Raw genomic sequence first — 21928 nt, forward strand, 5'->3', positions numbered from 1 at the left:
GAAATAGTTTTTAATACACTTCTAAATAATCCATAAATAACTGAAAAACAATATTTTAAAAATCGATCTATTACACAATTAGTGTCTTAAAATTTAAAAAATACTTAGAATGCAAGAAAAATCAGTTGTTAAAATTTAACGCCATAAAAAAAGACCTTTCCGTAGAAAGGTCTTTTTCATTATAAAAAAATTAAAACTTACATATTACGCCTGTACTGACCACCTACTTCAAACAAAGCCGCCGTAATTTGTCCTAACGAACAAACCTTTGTTGCTTCCATCAAGTGTTCAAATAAATTTTCATTTTTAATAGCCGCTTCTTGAATGCTATTAAGTTGTGCACTTACCTTATCTTGATTTGATTGGTGAAGATTATTCAACATATCAATCTGGTATTGTTTCTCTTCTTCGGTAGCACGAATTACTTCAGCTGGAATTACGGTTGGAGAACCTTTAGAACTTAAGAAGGTGTTCACACCCACTATTGGGAATTCACCGGTATGTTTTAAGGTTTCATAGTACAAACTTTCTTCTTGAATTTTACTACGTTGGTACATCGTTTCCATAGCACCAAGAACGCCACCACGCTCTGTAATTCTATCAAATTCTAGTAATACAGCAGCTTCAACAAGATCTGTTAATTCTTCAATAATAAAAGCACCTTGAATTGGGTTTTCATTTTTGGCTAGACCTAATTCCTTATTGATAATCAACTGAATTGCCATGGCACGACGAACACTTTCTTCAGTTGGTGTCGTAATAGCTTCGTCATACGCATTGGTATGCAATGAGTTACAGTTGTCATAAATTGCATATAAAGCTTGCAATGTAGTACGGATATCGTTGAAATCAATTTCTTGTGCATGTAATGAACGTCCAGAAGTTTGAATATGGTATTTCAACATTTGCGCTCTTTCATTAGCACCATATTTTGTTTTCATGGCTTTCGCCCAAATTCTGCGCGCTACTCTACCTATTACAGCGTATTCTGGATCTACCCCATTCGAAAAGAAGAATGATAAATTAGGTCCAAAATCATTTATATTCATACCACGGCTCAAATAATATTCTACATACGTGAATCCATTAGAAAGGGTAAAAGCCAATTGTGTAATTGGGTTTGCACCAGCCTCAGCAATGTGATATCCTGAGATAGAAACCGAATAAAAGTTTCTAACGTTTTTAGTAATAAAGTATTCCTGAACATCACCCATTAAACGCAAAGCGAATTCTGTAGAGAAAATACAAGTATTTTGTGCTTGATCTTCTTTTAGAATATCAGCCTGAACCGTTCCACGCACTTGTGATAAGGTTCTTGCTTTAATATCATTGTAAATTTCCAAAGGCAAAACCTGATCTCCTGTAACTCCCAAAAGCAGTAACCCTAAACCATTATTTCCTGCAGGCAAATCACCTTGATATTGTGGTCTTTCTACCCCTTTTTGCTTGTAAATTGCTTTGATTTGAGCAGCAACTTCAGCTTCAAGGTTATTTTCTTTGATGTAAATTTCGCACTGCTGATCGATTGCAGCATTCATAAAAAAACCAAGCAGCATAGGAGCTGGTCCGTTGATTGTCATACTAACCGAAGTCATTGCATGTACTAAATCAAAACCTGAGTATAATTTTTTAGCATCATCTAGACAACAAATAGAAACTCCGGCATTACCAATTTTTCCATAAATATCTGGACGCACATGCGGATCGTTTCCATATAAAGTCACACTATCAAATGCTGTTGACAATCTTTTGGCTGGCAATCCTGCACTTACATAATGAAAACGTTTGTTGGTTCTTTCTGGTCCGCCTTCACCAGCAAACATTCTTGAAGGATCTTCTCCTTCACGCTTAAAAGGATATAAACCTGCGGTAAAAGGAAATTCTCCTGGAACATTTTCCTGTAGACACCAACGTAAAATATCGCCCCAAGCTTTGTACTTTGGCAAAGCAATTTTCGGAATTTGTGAATGCGATAATGACTCGGTATGTGTAGCCATTTTAATTTCGCGATCACGCACTTTAAACGTATAAACCGGATTTTTATACTTGTTTACTTTTTCATCCCAAGTTAAAACAATCTCCCAGTTGTATGGATCTAAATCCATTTTTACTTTTTCAAACTGATTTAGTAAAAGATTTAAGAATATTTTATTTTCGGCAGCACCTGCTTTTTCAAGTTCTATAGCTGTTGGTAAAACAGAATCATCATTGATCCCTGCTTTGTTCAACTCCGGTGTTTTATTAGCAACCGTTTCAATGGTTTTGTAAATACCATATAATTTTTGAGCAACTTGTTCTTGGCTCAAGGCAGTCACATCATATTTGCGGTTACTCTCTGCAATTTCAGACAAATAACGGGTTCTGTGCGGCGGAATCACAAAGATTTTCTCACTCATTTCGCGCGTAATTTGAAACATAGATTTCAAATCAGAATCCGTTTTTTCATGGACTTTATCCATAATCGCTTTGTACAGCGTATTCATCCCTGGATCGTTAAACTGCGAAGCAATTGTCCCGAAAACAGGAAGTGTATCTAAATCAGCATCCCAAAGGTTATGGTTGCGCTGGTATTGTTTTTTTACATCACGCAACGCATCTAGAGAACCGCGTTTGTCAAATTTATTTATCGCTACCAAATCCGCAAAATCAAGCATGTCAATTTTTTCCAATTGGGTTGCAGCACCAAACTCTGGAGTCATTACGTACAAAGAAACATCAGAGTGGTCCATAATCTCAGTATCAGACTGACCGATTCCTGAAGTTTCTAAAATAATAATATCATAGTTTGCCGCTTTGATGACTTGAATAGCATCAGCAACATATTTTGACAAAGCCAAATTAGACTGACGTGTTGCCAATGAACGCATGTATACACGTGGATTATTGATGGCATTCATACGGATTCTATCACCCAGAAGTGCTCCACCTGTTTTTCTTTTAGATGGATCTACAGAGATTAACCCAATTGTTTTTTCAGGAAAATCAATCAAGAAACGACGCACTAATTCATCAACTAAAGATGATTTTCCTGCACCACCCGTACCTGTAATTCCCAGTACTGGTGTTTTACAATTTTCATTCTTTTTTTGGATCAGTTCCAATGTTTTAGCAGCAACATCAGGGAAATTTTCTGCTGCAGATATGATTCGGGCTAGAGCTGTTGGATTTTTCGCCTCTAATTGCTCCACTTCATTGGTTAATTTATCTCCAGTAGGAAAATCAGATTGTTGAACCAAGTCGTTAATCATTCCTTGTAACCCCATCGCGCGTCCATCATCTGGAGCATAAATGCGGGTAATACCGTAAGCTTGAAGTTCAGCAATTTCAGTAGGTAAAATTACTCCGCCTCCACCTCCAAAAATTTTTATTTGACCCGCTCCTTTTTCTTGAAGCAAATCATACATATATTTAAAGTACTCATTATGACCACCTTGATAAGAAGTGATGGCAATAGCATTTGCATCTTCTTGAATTGCTGTATTTACAACTTCTTCTACACTTCGGTCATGACCTAAGTGAATCACCTCCACACCTGTAGATTGAATAATCCTACGCATGATGTTGATTGCTGCATCGTGACCATCAAAAAGAGCTGCTGCTGTTACAATTCTTACTTTATTGTTAGGGATATATGGTATTTGTTGTTCCATTTTATGAATATGATAATTTAAGCCTGCAATTTACAATTTTATTTTAAAAAAGCTATTTGAAGTTAACCGATGTTATTCACATTTATAGAAGAATTTTCTAATCTAGCCCCGATTGCAGCGGCATCCCTCGCTTTTTTGGAGCGAGGATACAGCGAAAAGCGGGACAAATTTTCATGAATGCACAAAATGGGTGCTCCTAATGAAAAGTTTGGCTTTATTTTTGAATTAGTCGTATTTTTACAAATGCCAAATGGCGCACTAACGAATACCCTATTTAAGATGAAAAAGATTGTAATACTGATCGCGGCGATTTCCCTTTCTGGTTGTGCCGAAATGCAACAAGTGATGAATCAATTTCCGCAAACGCAAGGCATTGGAGGCATTGATATTGCTGGTGGTTTAAAGGAAGCTTTAAACAACGGAATTTCGAAACAAGTTACAAAACTAACGGCTACTGATGGTTTTTATCGCAATGAGGCTGTTAAAATTTTATTGCCAGAGGAATTGCGAAAAGTAGATACTGGTTTGCGCAAAATAGGACTCAGTTCCCTTGCTGACGAAGGTTTAAAAGTATTGAACCGCGCTGCCGAAGATGCTGTAAAAGAGGCCACACCTATATTTGTAGACGCCGTGAGAAATATGACTATTACGGATGCCAAAACTATTTTGTTAGGCAATCAAAATGCGGCAACATCGTATTTGCAAAACAGTACTTCAACGGCATTGTACGGAAAATTTAATCCTGTAATTAAAAACTCGTTTACCAAAGTTGGCGCGGATAAAGTGTGGGCCAACATTATTACCAAATACAACAGCATTCCGCTGGTGAATAAAGTTAATCCTGACTTGACAGATTATGTGACTAAGCAAGCGCTAACAGGTGTTTTTAAAATGGTTGCCGTTGAGGAAAAGAATATTAGAACTAATTTGAGTTCCAGAAACTCTGTGTTACTCCAAAAAGTTTTTGCTATGCAAGACAAGAAGTAAATATTTGGCTGTTTAATATCACAGAAACAGCCAAATCCTATTTTTTTATATCAGCAAATACCATTAGTTTTGAAGTTATAGCTCCCTACTTTTACAAGGCCTAAAAAGAAAACGCATGCAAAAAATTACAATCCTAATTCACTGCCCAGATCAAAAAGCAATTATTGCCTCTGTTACTAATTATATTGCCGCCATTGATGGGAATATCGTTTATTTAGACCAGCATGTAGATGCTGATGAAGATGTTTTTTTCATGCGTATTGAATGTGAATTCAAAGCTGAAAATTGGAATCTAGAAGCTATAAAAGCCGATTTTCAAGCAGTCATAGCTACACCGTTCCAAATGTCATGGGAAATGTACCTGCAAACTGACAAACCTAAAATGGCATTGTTTGTGTCTAAATACGACCATTGCTTATATGATATTCTTGGGCGTTATCGGGCGGGCGAATTGCCACTTGAAATCGCAATAATTATTAGTAATCATAACGATTTAGAAGCAGTAGCACATCAATTTGGAATTCCTTTTTATCATGTTCCTTTTACGAAAGAAATAAAAGATATAGGCGAAAAACAACAATTGGAATTACTCCTTCAAAACCAAATTGATTTTATTGTTTTGGCTCGCTACATGCAAATTATTACTCCAAATCTTATTGCACAATTTAAAAATCGGATCATCAACATTCATCATTCTTTTTTACCCGCTTTTCCGGGAGCCAAACCGTATCACTCTGCTTTTAAACGAGGTGTAAAAATCATTGGTGCTACAAGTCATTATGTAACCGAAGAATTAGACGAAGGCCCTATTATTGAACAAGACATAGCACGAGTTTCTCACAGTCATTCTATTGATGATTATATAATGAAGGGGCGTGACCTAGAACGAACGGTGTTGGCCAGAGCCATAAAATTGCACGCCGAACGCAAAACAATGGTGTATAATAATAAGACGATTGTGTTTGTGTAAAAAAAGTAATAAAATACTGATTTTCAAATTTCTACATTTTAAAAAATCATACTTTTGGTTTACCAAAATCTTAACTAAAGTCCAACAAAGTAATAACAAAATCTTAACAACGATATCTTGAGTTCTTCACGACCTTTGTAGAGTAATAAACTGGTTATTTATTATTTTGGTTTTGGTTAGTTAAAGAATTGCTCGTACACTTGTACGGGCATTTTTTTTACCTTTTATTTTTTAGGAAAGAAAGAACAGCCTCATTAAAAATATTAGGTTGCTCGACGTTGACCACATGACCTGAATTTTCGACCACAAAAAGTTTTGAAGATTTGTAATGACTCTCGACCACTTTACGAACTGATGGTAAAAACATATAATCTTCCTCCCCCATTACATATAAAGTGGGGATATTCAATTCAACTTGACGGAACCATTTAAGAACCGGATTGATTTCGGCTGTAAGCTTGAACCACTTAATAAATTCTTTTTGGTACAACTTTTTAGCTTCATTAATAAACAGCAATCGAGATTGTTTGTGGCTTTTCTTTGGCATGATTACAAATGCAAAAAACTTGTATAAAACCAAATAAGGCAACACGTATTTAAACATATTCCCCAAGCGCATTAATACTTGCGATCGAAAATTCATTTTGAGAATGGCACCGCCCAAAATCATGCTTTGCACGCGTTCTGGGTACATTTCAGCCAATTGCCTGATTAAAATTGTTCCTAATGAAATGCCTACAAAATGGGATTTTTTAATGTGTAAATGATCTAAGACTTCGAGAATATCATTGGCTAAAGCCGAAAAAGTATATTTTTGTTTGAAAGCGGTTTTTAGAGTCGTTTTTGATTCACCATGACCTCGCAAATCGAGTAGCAAAACATTGTATTGCTTTTTGAAATCTCGAATTTGTTTGAACCAAATAGACGAGCTTCCGCCTGCTCCGTGGACAAAAGTAACCCACTGATCGGTATTTTTATTCTCGTAAATGGTGTAATTGATCACGTATTTTTTTTTGTAAAAATAGAACTTTAATTTAAAATTTCAACACTGTTTGATGCTAACCTGATTAATATAGGTTTGTAAAATAAAAATAAACCTAATGCCTATACTGTTGCTATTGAATTATGGATTTTTTTGAAATAATCAAAAGCTTTGACTAATCTGCTTCCATGCCATGAAAACATTTCGCCATCAACAAAAATTGTTTTGCCGTGATGCGTGTGAATTCCGATTTCAAAAGCATGCTCCTCCGTAAAAGGAAACGGCTCCGAAGACAGAAAAACAAGTTGGGGATCACCCTCAGAGCGTATTTTTGTAATATCAACTTCAGGGTATCGCTCTCTGTCTGCGTATATATTTTCAAAGTGATTTAATTGTAATAATTCATCAATAAAAGTCCCCGAACCTGCTACCATATAAGGGTTTTTCCATATAAAATAGGCCACTTTTAAAACGGGTTTATCAGCTATGAATTTTTTAAAATCGCTCCAGGCAAAATTCAATTTGTCAGTCCATTTTTGAGATTCGGTACGGCAGTTAAACAGCTGTCCAAAATCTTTAATCATTTGGATATTATCCTCAATGCTAATGATATCTGTCACCCAAACAGGAGCAATTTTTTGCAACTCGGCTACCATTTCTTGTGTGTTTTCCTCTTTATTGCAAATGATAATATCCGGCTCCAGCAATCGGATTTTTTCATAATGCACTTTTTTAGTACCTCCTACTGATTTCTTAGTCGATTTGAAATGATAGGGATGCACGCAAAACTTAGTAATACCGACTATTTTCTCCTCAAGACCTAAATCATACAGCAGTTCTGTTTGAGATGGAACTAATGAAACAATGCGTTTTGGAGATGACTCAAACGTATGGGAACGACCAAGTTGGTCAATGTATGTTTTCATGAATGGATTCTTGTAAAATGAAATGAGATAAAAGCCAACAAACGCAATCTTTACAACTTTGCATCAAGAATTGCATTCATCTCTTGTTGTATTTTTAAAGCTTCCTCGCGTGCTGTTTGAGCAAAATCAATTCCATTTGATGCATAAATTATCCCTCGAGAAGAGTTAATGAGTAGTCCAATGGAGTCATTCATTCCGTATTTGCATACCTCAGAGAGACTTCCGCCCTGCGCACCAACTCCAGGAACGAGCAAAAAACTATCCGGCACAATCTTTCTAACTTCAGTAAAATATTCGGCTTTTGTAGCGCCTACTACATACATTAAATTAGAACTGTTTTTCCAAGTTTTTGAAGTTTCCAGTACCTGCTTGTACAATTCTTGCTGGTTTGTTTGTAGCGTTTGAAAATCAAACGCACCCTCATTTGACGTAAGTGCTAACATTATAGTATGCTTATTTTCAAAAGCTAGAAATGGTTCAACAGAATCTTTCCCCATATACGGCGCAACGGTTACGCTATCAAATTTTAAGTCTTCAAAAAAAGCCTTTGCATACATCGTAGACGTATTTCCTATATCACCGCGTTTTGCATCTGCAATTGTAAAAATATCGGGATAATTTTCATTAATGTATTCAATCGTTTTTTGTAATGAAGTCCAACCCTTTAAACCATAAGCCTCATAAAAAGCTGTATTTGGCTTGTAAGACACTACTAAATCATGAGTTGCATCAATAATGGCTTTGTTGAACTCAAAAATAGGATCTTCAAGAGTGAGTAAATGTTTTGGAATTTTACCTAAATCTACATCAAGCCCTACGCAAAGGAATGATTTTTTAATTCTAATTTGATCGATTAATTGCTGTGTTGTCATATTATAGTAGTTGTGTGGCAAAATTACAAACATCCACATAAAATAATGTCATACCGTAGAATAAAAATTAAATTTTAATCTTTAACTGATGAATCTTTAAATTAACCATGGAAAGGAAAGTCAAAAGTAATAAGCCTTAACAAAACTCAATTTACTCTTTTACAACTAGATGTTTTGCGAGATAAAAGAGTAAATTTAATTTTGAAAAAAATATAAAATTGCTTCATTAAATTGTGTGAAATAAATTAATTTCCTACAAAATAAAGAATAAAATTAACTATTGTTCAGTCTGAAAAAATGAACTTAAAACAATAATAATGTCGTTACCTCCCATCCCAATATTTTAAAAACCATACCATTAGCTAGGAAAAAACGTTACTAATAAATATTATTTAATCTAAAAAAAAACCTAAAAAAACATCTTCAAAACCGTGCATTATAAAAACAAATGTTGCTTTTTATATCTTTACTGTAAATTGACAGTTTATGAAAATACATTTGAAGTTTGATTACGCGCAGTTAACCAAAAAAATCATCCAAGAAAAACTTACTGATCTGGGTTACAAATTCAACATCATAGGTTTTGGTGAATTTAATTTTTTAGAAAAAGTACCTTTGGCAAAGATGGAAGAGCTAACTGCTATTTTCAAAGAATATGGTATTGATATTGTTGAAAATCAAAAAAGTGTTCTGGTCCAAAAAATAAAAGATGCAATAGTAGAGATGGTTCATACTGATAAGGCTTTGAATATAAAAAGCTCTGTCTATATTGCTGAAAAATTAAATTTGAATTATACGTATTTATCGAATGTTTTTTCAGAAGTAACCTATACTTCTATTGAGAATTTTATCATCATTCAAAAAATAGAATTAGCAAAGAACCTGATGATAAAAACCTCACTTAACTTAACTGAAATTTCGATTCAATTAAATTATTCCAGTGTGGCACATTTAAGCACACAATTCAAAAATACAACAGGAATGACACCATCGGCATTTCAAAAAATCATTCAAAAAAGAAGAGAAGTAGCCCAAAAAAACAATTAAAAAAGTATAAATATGAATACCGATTTTATAAATATTTGCCTTGCGGATGATGATGAAGACGATAGATTGTTTTTTACTGATGCATTTGATGAATTAAAAATAAATACAAAAGTAAGCACCTTTAATGACGGAGTAGAATTGATGAATTTCTTAAACCATCCCGATTCTATATTACCCAATGTTTTGTTTCTGGATTTGAACATGCCCAAAAAAAATGGCCAAGAGTGTTTACTCGAAATAAAAAAGGATGAAAAATTCAATGATATAGCTGTAGCCATTTATTCCACATCTTCATCTGAGGAAGACATTGAAAAAACCTTTGTAAATGGGGCAAATATTTACATCAAAAAACCAAATGATTTTGAGGAACTAAAAAAAATCCTTTCGGAGGTGGTCACTCTCAACTGGCAATATCATACCTCTGGTCTAAATAAAGATAATTTTTTAATGAGATTGTAATATGGGATATTTTCAGTTTCATAAATCGCCTCTTTTTCTCAAGATAATTTTCATTATTTCAATTGCAATCATATTTTTTATCGGTGGAGTAACTTTTAAACACATAACCGTTTTAAAAAAATCATCTGACTTTGTTAGTAAAAGCCACGGGGTAAATATAGAACTGGAACGCTTAATTTCGTTTATAAAAGATGCTGAAACAGGACAAAGAGGGTATTTATTGACTAAAGATGAAACTTTTCTAAAGCCCTATTTAGAATCTAAAAACGCTCTCAAGAAATCCTTCAATAAAGTTTCTAAACTCACTGAAAATAGTAGAGCTCAACAAGCCAACTTAAAAAAGCTATTATTTTTCATCAATAAAAGGCAGAATTATTTATCCAAATCAATTTATTTGAAAGAAGATAAAAATTATGATAAAAATGAACTTGCTAAAAATTTAATCATCGGTAGAAAAACTATGGACTCTATTCGCTCTCAGATAGAAGAAATGATGATTACTGAAAAGGTTTTATTAAACTACAGACAGCAAGAGTATATTTCGACCATGAATTATACACCACTACTAATTTATTTAACGCTTATTGTAACACTTTTACTCATTACAATAGCTTTTATAAAAATGAATAGAGATTTAGTATTGTTAAAAAAAACCATTAATACTTTAACCGTTGCTAATGAAGCTAGTAATTTAGCTGAAATTGTAGGTGGTTTTGGTAGCTGGCAATACAATCTTGACAAACAAACCTTTACTTTTTCTGACAATGAATACCGTTTATTAGGTTGTGAACCGCAATCATTTACTGCAAGTGGTGAGTCTTTTTATCAATTTGTTCATCCTGATGATGTAGACTATGTTCGGGAAAATTCTATTAATATCCAATCCGAAGTTAATCTGCCTCCATTTACGTATAGAATTATTCGCAAAGATGGTGAAATTAGATATTTTAGAGCATTAGGTAGAGTTGTTAACGTATCAAGCGGTGAGCGTACTTACATAGGTACAACCAGTGATGTTACTGCCGAAGTAGAAGCCAAACAAATGATAGAGCTTAGGAATAGAGACTTAGAAAGCAGTAATAAAGAACTTATGGCTTTTAATTATATTGCAAGTCATGATTTACAAGAACCATTACGAAAAATAGAAACTTTTTTATCCCGATTAGTGACTAAAGATTATTCAAATTTATCCCAATCTGGGCAGCAATATGTATCTAGTATACAATCTTCTGCAAAAAGAATGCGCGTTCTTATAGATGATTTATTACAGTTTTCTAGAACCAATAAGGGTGAAAAAATATTTGAAAAAACAGATTTAAACATTGTTCTTTCTAATGTTTTACAAGAATTGGCACCAACTATAGAGGATAAAAAAGCACTTATAACTAGTGATGTATTGCCTACATTTGATGCAATTCCTTTTCAAATACAACAATTATTAACCAATCTCATTAGCAATTCTCTTAAATATAGCAAAGAAAATAGTGCAGTTGAAATAAAAATTACCGCTACTACTTGCACTGCTGAGAATGAAGAAAATATTCCTGATACTATTATAGGTTCTAATTTGTATTATAAAATAGTATTTCAAGACAACGGGATAGGTTTTGATCAAGAATATGCAAGTAAAATTTTTATTCTCTTCAATAGATTACATAATAAAAATGAATATTCAGGAACTGGTATTGGCTTAGCCATTTGTAAAAAAATTGTCGAAAATCATCGCGGCTTTATTATTGCAAATGCAATTGTAAATGAAGGTGCTAAGTTCACAGTTTACTTTCCTGTCGTGTCATAAATACATTTGAAAACTGAATAAAAGGTCGTTTTTTTTAAAAGAACGACCTTTTTTTATGCCTAAAAATCTTTGTTATTTATTTTTTTAAAAAGACTATTTCAACAAGAGTGTAACCTTTCTATTTATAGAATTATACTATTCCAAGGTCTCAACATAAAAATTCTGTAACAATTCTGAAAAGTAATATAACATAGTTTGTGAAAGGTCGTCGCATCTTTGTAAACGAAAAATAACTTTAAAATCAGTGACAATGAAAAAATTAAATAAAATTTTCACCTTAGTAGCCATTGCAATTGGAGCTACAAGTACTTTGCAAGCGCAAGAAAATAATGCATCGATAGGATTAAAAGGAGGTTTGAATATGTCTAACTTATACACTGAGGATGTAGATGACAACAATCTTTTAACTGGATTCAATATCGGTTTATTTGCTCAATTACCTGTTAGTTCCAGTTTGGCTATTCAACCAGAAATAAATTACACTACAAAAGGCGCTGAGCTAAAATATGATACTTTCTTTGCTTCTGGAACCGGAAGGTTTAGATTGAATTACATTGAAATTCCAGTTTTGATAAAGGCAAATTTAACTAAAAATTTCAATGTCCATTTTGGACCGTACGCCGCGTTTTTAATGGACTCAAAAATTACGAATGAAACTGCTAATAATACTTTCAACTTTGAGCAAGATATAGATAAAGAGGATCTAAACACTTTTGATTATGGGTTGGCCGCTGGTATCGGATTTGATTTTGACAATTTTGGTATTGGTGCTAGATACAATTACGGTTTAAGCACCGTGGGTAAAGAACGCACCTCTGGCGGAGTAACATACAACTTCCCTGACTCTAAAAACAGTGCATTGAGCATTTATGCAGCCATAAAATTTTAATCTCAACTGATCATTATGAAAAACATCTTATATATAGCTGCTGTATTATTTGTACTACTATGGGCTTTAGGTTTTTTTGTATACAATATGGACAGTATGATTCATTTCTTATTGATTATTGCCGTGATCGCAATACTATTAAAAGTTATTAAAGGATAATATAAATTTAAAAAAACACCATCATGAAAAATAGTGACGTAGCATTAGGAATACTAGCTGGATTAGCAGTTGGAACAGTAATAGGTATCTTATTTGCCCCTGCAAAAGGAAGCGAAACCAGAAAAAAAATAGCAGATAACGGAAGTGATCTCAAAAATTTGATCACGGATTCTTCAAGCCAATTGGGAGAAAAAATATCCCAAACTATGGATACTTTAAAATCTGAAACTCAAAATATATTGGGTGTATTAGAACAAAATAATACGGAAGAAAAACCAAATTTTGACCACTTAGTTGAAATAAACAGAGTCAAATAATTTTAATAGTCAAATAGAGTCACACTGTTGAAAAGCAGTGTGATTTTGTCGTTTATAATAGGAATTAATTAAAGCTAAAATTAGTTTTACAAATTACAAAGCATCATTAAATCTCTTATATAACAACCCCAATAATTACCTAAAAATACAACCTTAAAATAAGATTTAATAATACCCCCAATGAAAAATTTGAAAAAACACTTTTACTTGTTACTTGTAATAATAATGAGTATTTCGTGTCAGACTAAAAGTGAAAAAAGAATTGAAATTGCAACGATTGATTACATCCATTTTATTGATTCGGTAACGGAATATAAAAAGGAAGAAGCTCAAAAAAATTGGAAAACTATTGAAAAGGATTTTGAAAAAAAATTAAATGCATTGAATCTGAGAATAGATAGTTCCGAAGGTAAATCTGAATTTGAAGGCAAGATAGATTCGGCAACAGAGAAGTTTGAAAGTTATAGAAAAGCGGTTTTTAAAGACAATATTGACCCAGATGTTGATCTTTACCTGGACTAGAAAGTAAAACTCCATTGATGTACTTAAACGAACGGTTATTTTGAGTTTACTGACATTTATATCGATTCTAAAATTCTGTTTTTGAAACCAACTCTATTAAAAAAATAATTTTATACCTATATAAAAAAAAGACCTTAACAGATATTGCAAGGTCTTTTTTGTATTTGTAGATTTTATTTTAAAAAACCTCACTAGCTTCTTTCAATTTTTCCATATTGTTTACAAGCTGAAGTTCGTCAACAATTTTTTGAATGTCGCCATTCATGATGTTACCTAGGTCGTATAAAGTTAAGCCTACACGGTGATCTGTAACACGCCCTTGAGCATAATTGTAAGTTCGTATTTTTGCAGATCGGTCACCAGAGCTAACTTGAGAAGTACGTTTTGAAGCATCTTCGGCTTGTTTTTTAGCTAATTCTTGTTCATATAAACGAGATCTTAATACGCCAAAAGCTTTATCCTTATTCTTATGTTGTGATTTTTGGTCTTGACATTGCGCTACTAATCCTGTAGGGATATGCGTTAATCGCACTGCAGATTTTGTTGTATTTACAGATTGTCCACCAGGTCCTGAAGAACAAAAGAAATCAACACGCACATCGTTCATATCAATTTGTACATCAAATTCTTCAGCTTCTGGCAAAACCATTACTGTAGCAGCAGAGGTATGTACACGCCCTTGGGTTTCCGTTTGTGGTACCCTTTGCACTCGGTGAACACCTGCTTCAAATTTTAAAGTTCCGTAAACATCTTCACCAGTAACTTCAAAAATTACCTCTTTAAAACCACCAGATGTTCCTTCATTCATATCTACTACTGAAGTGCGCCATCCTTGATTTTCGCAATATTTGGTATACATCCTGAATAAATCTCCTGCAAAAATACTAGCTTCATCCCCACCGGTTCCGGCACGAATTTCAACCATAACATTCTTTGCATCTTCTGGATCTTTAGGAATCAACATGAATTTTATTTCCTCTTCAAGTAGTGGCAAACGTTCTTTAGCTTCCTCTAGTTGCATTTTGGCCATTTCGGTCATGTCTGCATCACTATTATCAGCAATAATTTCATTAGCTTCTTCTATGTTTGCCATGATAAGAACGTATTCATCTCGTTTCTCAGCAAGGGCTTTTAAGCTTTTGTACTCTTGATTCAATTGCACATAACGTTTTTGATCTGATATTACATCAGGTTGAATGATCAAATCCGAAATTTCATCAAAACGTTGTTTTACTATTTGAAGTCTATCTAACATTTTATAAATCCTTTTATTGGAGTGCAAAAATACGAAAAAAGTATTCAGTTTGCAAGATGAATCACAGAGATTCAAATGGAGTACCTTAGAATAGAATTCACCTGAAATTAAACTCCATTTTTCATTTCAATATTCATAGTTTTAATTAATAAATGTAACATGTGGAAGTTCGGGCTTGATTGAATTTTTTATCTAAAGAAAAAATTCAATTTAAAATCTGCATTCTCTGTATTTGAAAGTGATTCTTAAAGATATTCTTTTAAAAGGACTAAGGCCAAAAACGGACTAGAAACCTCAACTAGTTAGTTTTAGCCACCAGAATGGTACTTGCCACTAAACCCAAATCCAAAGTAATTGCGCAAACCGTAAATGCAATGTAAGGAGACAAAGATAAATATCTTGAAATAGGATTTGTAGATTACATACCAAACCCATTACAAAAGAGAAATTAATTGAAACACTCGAGAAATGGATGTCCTAAAAGCGAATTAGAATGTACAATGACTTACCAATACCAAAAAGAGTGTTTATTAAACTATTTTGAAAAACGCTCTTTTGAATTTTCGTTCATAAAACCAATAATTTCCTCAAATCTAGCGCTCCAAGGTTTAAAATATTGTACTACCATCGGAACATGCTTTTTCCTCAAACGGATCGTTTGCACCTCAGGTTGAAAAGCTTTGATAGCTTTCTCAAAGCGTTGGCTTCCCTCAATAATAGAGGGATACGTTTTTGTACCTACATACAATAAAACTGGCGGCGTTTGGGCATTAACATAGTAAATCGGCGAAGCTGCTTTCCATTGCTCAGGATCAGCAGTCCACGTTGCCAAATAATCGTCTTGATTGGTAGGAGGATATTTTTCGAGATAGTTTTTCATGTCCAGTCCAGCCGCATCGTTTAAAATGATTCCAGCAACACTCGTAGGTTGTACTCCGTATTTTGGATTCATCACTGCCAATGCCCCAAGATGCCCGCCTGCTGAATGTCCCGTTACAAAAATTTGGTTTGTATTGCCGTTGTATTGACCAATATTTTTCTTAGTCCATTCAATAACAGTTGCAATTTGCTGCGCCATAACATCGTAATTTACCGCAGGACTCAGTGTATAATCTGGTATAACGGTGATAATTCCCCTTCGAGCAAAATTGCGACCTAATACATTATAAGTTTCCTTACGCCCGCTATTCCAATTTCCACCATGCACAAAAATCAAAACTTTAGCGCCTGCTTTGTTTACTTTTCGAGGAACAAAAATGTTGAGCTTGGGTGCTGTGCTCGCATTTTCAACCGTAGTTGATTGGTAAACAATGTTAGTAGTCTTTTTGGAGGCACAACTCGTTATCAGAAAAACAGATACTAAAACTGTAGGGATATTAAATAAACGCATCATGATTTTTTTACGAATATACTATTAAAAAAAATCGTAGCCATTACCAAGTCTCTAAAATAGGTCTTTAAATTCAGAGTCATTTTCACTTTTGGTAGATTTAAAATCCAAAAAAACGGTCAATATCAAGAATACGAACCGTTTTTAAGAAGCTATGGTTTAATCAAATGATTTTCAATTCATATCACGTAATTACAAGCTTTTAAATGAATTAAATTGCGCTGTAAAGTACTCAACCAAACTTTGATCCGTCATTTTATTCGAAGTACTTTCAGTAGCTACTACATTCTTGTATTGAGGTATTTCACTCAAATAATTTATGAATTGCTCCTGCGCAGTTCCTGTTCCTGTTACGTGCAATTCATCTACGTTTTGCATGTGAGCGGTAATACTTTTAAAAAGTTTTCTCAGCTGATCTCTCTCGGCATTGTTAGCAGCATTTTCACTGGTATTGTAGCCTTGTCCGTCAACGGTTTCATGACCTAGTACTAAAAAATCTCCGGAATCTACATTTTCTCTTCCTACAATGGTAGCGTGATGGGAATCCATCCAAACTCCAAATTGCTTTTTACTGTTCTGTGACATGATTTTACTGTTTTAGTTATAACACCTTTTATTTCAGCTGCATACTACCGATTATTAGTGTTCTTATAAAGGTAGTCCATCTACTTTTAAAAAAGTTGCATTTAACAAAGTCTTATGGTCTCTAAATAGTCTTTAAGCATTTCCTGGTTTTAAACAAGTATATTTTTGAATGCTGTAGAAAAATGCGATGAACCTGCAAAAGCTTGGTCTTATGTCACCGAAAAAATTAGCAGCTGAATCATCATCTTTAGTTCGATTTAAAAATATTCAAACGCTACTTTTCTTTCTGAATAAAATGTTACCTATAAAGCTTTATTTTTATTTTTGTGCCAATAAATTTTAGATTCGAAACAAAGATAATCCCAATGGAAATAGCTCAAATAATAAAAGAAAAAAAAGGAACCTTAATTGACGTGCGCTCTTATGCAGAATTTACTGGAGGTCATGTTGCTGGATCTCTCAACATCCCGCTCCAAGAAATACCACATAGAATACAGGAAATCCAAGAACTCAAAGCACCGTTAATACTATTTTGTGCCTCTGGCAACAGAAGTGGACAAGCACAAGTTTTCCTTACTGCGCAGGGAATTGAATGTTATAACGGAGGTTCTTGGCTGGATGTCAATTTTTTACAAGCACAAGCTGAGTAATAATTATTTTCAAATGAAATTTTACAATGAAAAAAGCCCGCTACTTGCGGGCTTTCTTGTACTTTATTGATACGTCTAAATCTATTTTTTCAATAATCAAAAGACTTACTCATTCAAAGCTGGGTAATCTGTATATCCTTTTACTGTATCGGTGTAAAATGTAGTTGGATCTGGCGTGTTCAATGGCGCATCGGTTTCATAACGTGCTACCAAATCAGGATTTGCAATAAACGGAACGCCATAAGCAACCAAATCAGCATCACCATCTTCCAAAACTTTAATACCTGTTTCCTTACTGAAACCTTTGTTAATAATCAAAGTTCCTTTGTACAATGGTCTGAAATGTTTGGCTACTTTAGTTACTGCAAAAGGCACTTCAGATACATCTGTAAAAGGCTCCGTTAAATGAACATACGCTAATCCGTAATCGTTCAGTTTATTAATAATGTATTCGTAGGTAGGAATTGTTTCTTCATCAAGCATCATCCCTTGCGCATTGTGCAAGGAAGGATTCAAACGCACTCCTACTTTTGAATAATCAATAACTTCTTTCAAAGCATCTAGAATCTCAAATAGGATTCGGGATTTATTTTCAATCGATCCACCGTATTCATCCGAACGTTGGTTGGAATAACCATTAAAAAACTGTTGCAATAAATACCCGTTGGCAGCATGCAATTCAACACCATCAAATCCTGCAGCAATTGCATTTTTTGCTCCGTTTTTAAAATCTAAAACAGTTTGTTTGATGTCTTCAATTGTCATTTCTTTTGGCACCACCGTATCTTGAAAACCATCTTTTGTATATGCTTTTGCAAAAGGATTTAACGCTGACGGTGCGTGAGGCAATTCACCGTTGTGCAAATCTGGGTGCGACATACGACCTGTATGCCACAATTGTGCAAAAATAGTCCCGCCTTTTTCGTGCACTGCTTTTGTAACCAGCTTCCACCCTTCGGTTTGCGCTTCACTGTAAATTCCAGGTACATTGATAAAACCCACTGCTTTTGTACTCACAAAGGTTCCCTCAGAAACTATTAAACCTGCGGTTGCTCTTTGTGCATAATATTCTGCCGTAAGTGTTGTAGGAACTTTTCCTTCGTTATTAGAACGGCTTCGGGTCATAGGAGCCATAACCATTCGGTTTTTTAAAGTACTGTTTCCTAAAGTGTAGGGCTGAAATAAAATTGATTTACTCATTTGATTTTTTTATTTAGTTTAATTTTTTTTTGCACTGGCTTTCAATCCAATGCTTGTGAGTAGCTTCAAAACAGTCTGCACGGCTTCCTGATTGTTTCCGCTTATGTCAAAAGAATCGCTTGGATTAGCTTTTGATTCGCAAACATGCACAACTTTCGAAAATGGGAACAAAGCTTGCACTCTCTCATAAGAATAGCTTTCAAAATCACTACTAAAAGCATTTTCAAAAAAAAGGATCAACTTTCCAGTAGCTACATTTTTGATTTTATTGATACCATTACCATCAATAACCGCATCATTTGAAAGTACAATTACATCAGCCTCCCAACTGGCGTTAGTGGGACAAATCATCATTTCTACATTGGCATTGGGATGTGCTGTCTGAATTTCAGAAAAAACGCTATTCAACACCGCAGCATTATGATCAAACAGCAAAACAGTATTTGTCTTGGCAATTTGCTTGGCCACAAAAACACTATTGGTTTCTGATACGCCTAATACAGCAACTATTTTTCTTGGTGACATTGTTTTTTATCTACAGTACAAATTTACGGCAGTATAAAAGCAGTATTCCTTGATGTAGCGCAAGAAATTCTATTGATGTAGATCAATTATTTATTCCTTTTCGCGCAAGTGTTTTCGAATTCTACTAAGGGTTTCAGCAGTAAATCCAAGGTACGAAGCCAGCATGTGTTGCGGCACACGTTGTACAATTCCGGGATAGGCTTTCCTTAATTTGATAAATTTTTCTTCGGCAGTTTCAGTTAATGTAGAATTGATTCTGGCTTGATTGGCAATGTACGCGTTTTGCAAAAGTAAGCGTTGGTAACGCTCAAACATGGGTATTTCATCCATCAAGGCTTCTCTAGCCTCCGTCGTTAATAACATCAACTCCGAATCCTCAAGGGCTTCAATGGTAAATATGGAATAACTGTTTGTGAGAAAACTAGACAAATCTGTAATCCACCACCCTTCGATTGCAAATTGAACCGTATGTTCGTTTCCTTTTTCATCCATAAAATAAGAGCGAAGAATTCCTTTTTCAACAAAAGCATTGTAGATACATACGTCTCCCTCTTGCAACAAAACTTGTTTTTTGCGTAACTTTTTTGGAATAAAAAACGTTTTACACAACTCCATTTCGGCTGGAGTTAGCGTCACTTTTTCTTGAAAGCTCTTAAACAATTGGTCAAACATAGTGGCAAGATAGTAAATACCGAAATAATACTAAAAAAATCTTGTCAATAAAACAGCACTACCCTTCATAACTAATGATAAATCTAAAAATGGAACCTGATATTAATCAAATTATCTGATTATATTTGCCGAGTCTAATTTAACACACAAATGAAACCAAACACACAACAATTAAAGGATTTAACAATCCAAGTTAGAAGAGATATTCTTCGAATGGTACACGCAGTCAACTCAGGACACCCAGGTGGTTCTTTAGGTTGTGCTGAATTTCTTGTCGTATTGTATCAAAATATAATGGATCGCAAAGAAGGTTTTGAAATGGACGGAATAGGTGAAGATCTTTTCTTTCTTTCTAATGGTCATATTTCACCTGTATTGTACAGTGTATTGGCACGAAGCGGTTATTTTCCAGTTGCTGAATTAGCTACTTTCCGTTTGATCAATTCTAGATTACAAGGTCACCCAACTACACACGACCATCTTCCAGGAGTACGTATTGCATCTGGATCTTTAGGTCAAGGATTATCTGTTGGGATTGGTGCTGCTCAAGCTAAAAAATTGAATGGTGACAATCATATCATCTACACCCTTCACGGTGATGGTGAATTACAAGAAGGTCAAAACTGGGAAGCTATCATGTACGCATCTGCTAAAAAAGTAGATAACTTAATTGCAACAATCGATTTGAACGGAAAACAAATTGATGGAACTACTGACGAGGTTTTGGCTATGGGAAGTATCCGTGCTAAATTTGAAGCTTTTGATTGGGATGTTTTAGAAATTGAAAAAGGAAACGATATCGAGGCGATTATTGCTGGTATGAACGATGCTAAATCAAGAACCGGAAAAGGAAAACCAGTTTGCGTTTTGTTGCACACAGAAATGGGTAACGGTGTCGATTTTATGATGTACAGTCATGCATGGCATGGTAAAGCACCAAATGATACGCAATTAGAAATTGCTTTGGGGCAAAACTATACAGAAGCAGAAAGCGATTATTAAAGAATTATGAGATATTAATTATGAATTTAGGGTTTTGCCTAATCATTCAATTTTTAAATCATTCAATTAAAGAAAATGAAAAAATATACAAACACAGGAAGTAAAGATACTCGCTCAGGTTTTGGAGCGGGAATGACTGAACTAGGTCAAAAAAACGAAAATGTGGTAGCACTTTGTGCCGATTTAATAGGTTCTCTAAAATTTGACGATTTTAAGAAAAACCATCCAGAGCGTTTTTTCCAAATCGGAATCGCAGAGGCGAACATGATAGGTATTGCAGCAGGGTTAACTATAGGAGGAAAAATTCCTTTTACTGGAACGTTTGCTAACTTTTCTACAGGAAGAGTGTACGATCAAATTCGTCAATCGGTAGCGTACTCTGAGAAAAATGTGAAAATTTGTGCTTCTCACGCGGGATTGACTTTAGGAGAAGATGGTGCCACACACCAAATCCTTGAAGATATCGGGTTGATGAAAATGCTTCCAGGAATGACAGTAATTAACACTTGCGATTACAACCAAACCAAAGCGGCTACTTTAGCTTTAGCAGATCATAACGGACCGGCTTATTTGCGTTTTGGCCGTCCGGTTGTGCCTAACTTTATGCCTGCTGACGAACCATTCGTAATTGGTAAAGCAATCACCTTAACTGAAGGATCTGATGTTACTATTGTTGCTACAGGCCATTTAGTATGGGAAGCGTTGCAAGCTGCTGAAGCCCTTGAAGAAAAAGGAATTTCTGCAGAGGTAATCAACATTCACACCATCAAACCTTTAGACGAAGAAGCTATTTTGAACTCTTTAGCAAAAACAAAATGTATTGTAACTGCTGAAGAACACAATATTTTGGGTGGTCTTGGCGAAAGTATCTCTAGGGTATTGGCTTTAAACAGTCCGGCTCCACAAGAATTTGTTGCAGTAAATGACAGCTTTGGTGAATCAGGAACTCCAGAACAATTAATGGAGAAATACAAACTGAACGATCAAGCTATTATCGAAGCAGTAGAAAGAGTAATGAAAAGAAAATAATCATTTCAATTTATTCTATAAAAAAACCAGACTGCCTTGGCA

General features: G+C 34.5%; 22 protein-coding genes. 12 read left to right on the forward strand and 10 right to left on the reverse strand.

The window, feature by feature from the left end:
- Positions 1-197 precede the first annotated feature (197 nt).
- A complete protein-coding gene (locus LQ189_RS10000) occupies positions 198-3650 on the reverse strand; it encodes a methylmalonyl-CoA mutase family protein (protein ID WP_230156337.1) in 3453 nt (1150 codons plus the stop codon).
- A 279-nt stretch (positions 3651-3929) separates the two neighbouring features.
- On the opposite strand from LQ189_RS10000, the gene LQ189_RS10005 reads away from it, so the two are divergent.
- Positions 3930-4637: a DUF4197 domain-containing protein gene (locus tag LQ189_RS10005; RefSeq protein WP_230158660.1), complete on the forward strand. Its 708-nt coding sequence runs from the start codon at positions 3930-3932 to the stop codon at positions 4635-4637.
- 115 nt (positions 4638-4752) lie between these two features.
- On the forward strand, positions 4753-5607 hold the full coding sequence (gene purU / locus LQ189_RS10010; protein ID WP_230156344.1) for a formyltetrahydrofolate deformylase: 855 nt from the start codon (positions 4753-4755) through the stop codon (positions 5605-5607).
- 217 nt (positions 5608-5824) lie between these two features.
- Here the strand turns inward: purU and LQ189_RS10015 are convergent, their stop codons facing one another.
- The 3 genes from LQ189_RS10015 to pyrF all read right to left on the reverse strand — a co-directional run bounded on the left by LQ189_RS10015 (position 5825) and on the right by pyrF (position 8387).
- Positions 5825-6610, reverse strand: coding sequence for an alpha/beta fold hydrolase (locus tag LQ189_RS10015; protein WP_086454709.1), 786 nt, complete (start codon positions 6608-6610; stop codon positions 5825-5827).
- Between the two features lie 101 nt (positions 6611-6711).
- Entirely contained in the window at positions 6712-7515 is an 804-nt protein-coding gene (locus LQ189_RS10020; RefSeq protein WP_230156346.1) for an ABC transporter substrate-binding protein, read from the reverse strand.
- 50 nt (positions 7516-7565) lie between these two features.
- Entirely contained in the window at positions 7566-8387 is an 822-nt protein-coding gene (pyrF, locus tag LQ189_RS10025) for an orotidine-5'-phosphate decarboxylase (RefSeq protein WP_230156347.1), read from the reverse strand.
- A gap of 486 nt (positions 8388-8873) precedes the next feature.
- Between pyrF and LQ189_RS10030 the strand changes: the two genes are divergently transcribed.
- The 7 genes from LQ189_RS10030 (at position 8874) to LQ189_RS10060 (ending at position 13578) form a co-directional block, all read left to right on the forward strand.
- Positions 8874-9434: an AraC family transcriptional regulator gene (locus LQ189_RS10030; RefSeq protein WP_230156349.1), complete on the forward strand. Its 561-nt coding sequence runs from the start codon at positions 8874-8876 to the stop codon at positions 9432-9434.
- 12 nt (positions 9435-9446) lie between these two features.
- The gene (locus LQ189_RS10035; RefSeq protein ID WP_230156351.1) at positions 9447-9893 is read left to right on the forward strand and encodes a response regulator; all 447 of its coding nucleotides are present in this window, start codon (positions 9447-9449) and stop codon (positions 9891-9893) included.
- Between the two features lies 1 nt (position 9894).
- The gene (locus LQ189_RS10040) at positions 9895-11691 is read left to right on the forward strand and encodes a CHASE3 domain-containing protein (RefSeq protein ID WP_230156365.1); all 1797 of its coding nucleotides are present in this window, start codon (positions 9895-9897) and stop codon (positions 11689-11691) included.
- 250 nt (positions 11692-11941) lie between these two features.
- On the forward strand, positions 11942-12580 hold the full coding sequence (locus tag LQ189_RS10045; RefSeq protein WP_230156367.1) for a porin family protein: 639 nt from the start codon (positions 11942-11944) through the stop codon (positions 12578-12580).
- 15 nt (positions 12581-12595) lie between these two features.
- Entirely contained in the window at positions 12596-12739 is a 144-nt protein-coding gene (locus LQ189_RS10050) for a lmo0937 family membrane protein (protein ID WP_140344658.1), read from the forward strand.
- Positions 12740-12762: 23 nt separating this feature from the next.
- A complete protein-coding gene (locus tag LQ189_RS10055; protein WP_230156368.1) occupies positions 12763-13056 on the forward strand; it encodes a YtxH domain-containing protein in 294 nt (97 codons plus the stop codon).
- 225 nt (positions 13057-13281) lie between these two features.
- A complete protein-coding gene (locus tag LQ189_RS10060) occupies positions 13282-13578 on the forward strand; it encodes a hypothetical protein (RefSeq protein ID WP_230156380.1) in 297 nt (98 codons plus the stop codon).
- A gap of 178 nt (positions 13579-13756) precedes the next feature.
- Here LQ189_RS10060 and prfA read toward each other — a convergent pair whose 3' ends face one another.
- The 3 genes from prfA to LQ189_RS10075 all read right to left on the reverse strand — a co-directional run bounded on the left by prfA (position 13757) and on the right by LQ189_RS10075 (position 16808).
- Complete coding sequence (prfA, locus tag LQ189_RS10065) at positions 13757-14833, reverse strand: peptide chain release factor 1 (RefSeq protein ID WP_086454992.1); 1077 nt, start codon at positions 14831-14833, stop codon at positions 13757-13759.
- A 535-nt stretch (positions 14834-15368) separates the two neighbouring features.
- On the reverse strand, positions 15369-16226 hold the full coding sequence (locus LQ189_RS10070) for an alpha/beta hydrolase (RefSeq protein WP_370634842.1): 858 nt from the start codon (positions 16224-16226) through the stop codon (positions 15369-15371).
- A gap of 189 nt (positions 16227-16415) precedes the next feature.
- Complete coding sequence (locus LQ189_RS10075) at positions 16416-16808, reverse strand: hypothetical protein (RefSeq protein WP_182650773.1); 393 nt, start codon at positions 16806-16808, stop codon at positions 16416-16418.
- 365 nt (positions 16809-17173) lie between these two features.
- Here LQ189_RS10075 and LQ189_RS10080 point away from each other — a divergent pair, with 365 nt between their 5' ends.
- Positions 17174-17458 (forward strand): rhodanese-like domain-containing protein, encoded by a 285-nt coding sequence (locus tag LQ189_RS10080; protein ID WP_230156383.1) that lies wholly within the window; start codon positions 17174-17176, stop codon positions 17456-17458.
- Between the two features lie 105 nt (positions 17459-17563).
- Here LQ189_RS10080 and LQ189_RS10085 read toward each other — a convergent pair whose 3' ends face one another.
- The 3 genes from LQ189_RS10085 to LQ189_RS10095 all read right to left on the reverse strand — a co-directional run bounded on the left by LQ189_RS10085 (position 17564) and on the right by LQ189_RS10095 (position 19855).
- A complete protein-coding gene (locus LQ189_RS10085) occupies positions 17564-18658 on the reverse strand; it encodes an alkene reductase (RefSeq protein WP_230156385.1) in 1095 nt (364 codons plus the stop codon).
- A gap of 18 nt (positions 18659-18676) precedes the next feature.
- Positions 18677-19183, reverse strand: coding sequence for a hypothetical protein (locus tag LQ189_RS10090; RefSeq protein WP_230156387.1), 507 nt, complete (start codon positions 19181-19183; stop codon positions 18677-18679).
- 90 nt (positions 19184-19273) lie between these two features.
- On the reverse strand, positions 19274-19855 hold the full coding sequence (locus LQ189_RS10095; RefSeq protein WP_230156396.1) for a Crp/Fnr family transcriptional regulator: 582 nt from the start codon (positions 19853-19855) through the stop codon (positions 19274-19276).
- 150 nt (positions 19856-20005) lie between these two features.
- On the opposite strand from LQ189_RS10095, the gene LQ189_RS10100 reads away from it, so the two are divergent.
- Positions 20006-20857 carry a transketolase gene (locus LQ189_RS10100; protein ID WP_230156398.1) on the forward strand — a complete coding sequence of 284 codons (852 nt, stop codon included), beginning with the start codon at positions 20006-20008 and terminating at the stop codon, positions 20855-20857.
- A gap of 75 nt (positions 20858-20932) precedes the next feature.
- Positions 20933-21886: a transketolase family protein gene (locus LQ189_RS10105; protein ID WP_230156400.1), complete on the forward strand. Its 954-nt coding sequence runs from the start codon at positions 20933-20935 to the stop codon at positions 21884-21886.
- Positions 21887-21928 lie beyond the last annotated feature (42 nt).

Source organism: Flavobacterium sp. CECT 9288 (assembly GCF_918731615.1).
Taxonomy (GTDB): Bacteria; Bacteroidota; Bacteroidia; order Flavobacteriales; family Flavobacteriaceae; genus Flavobacterium.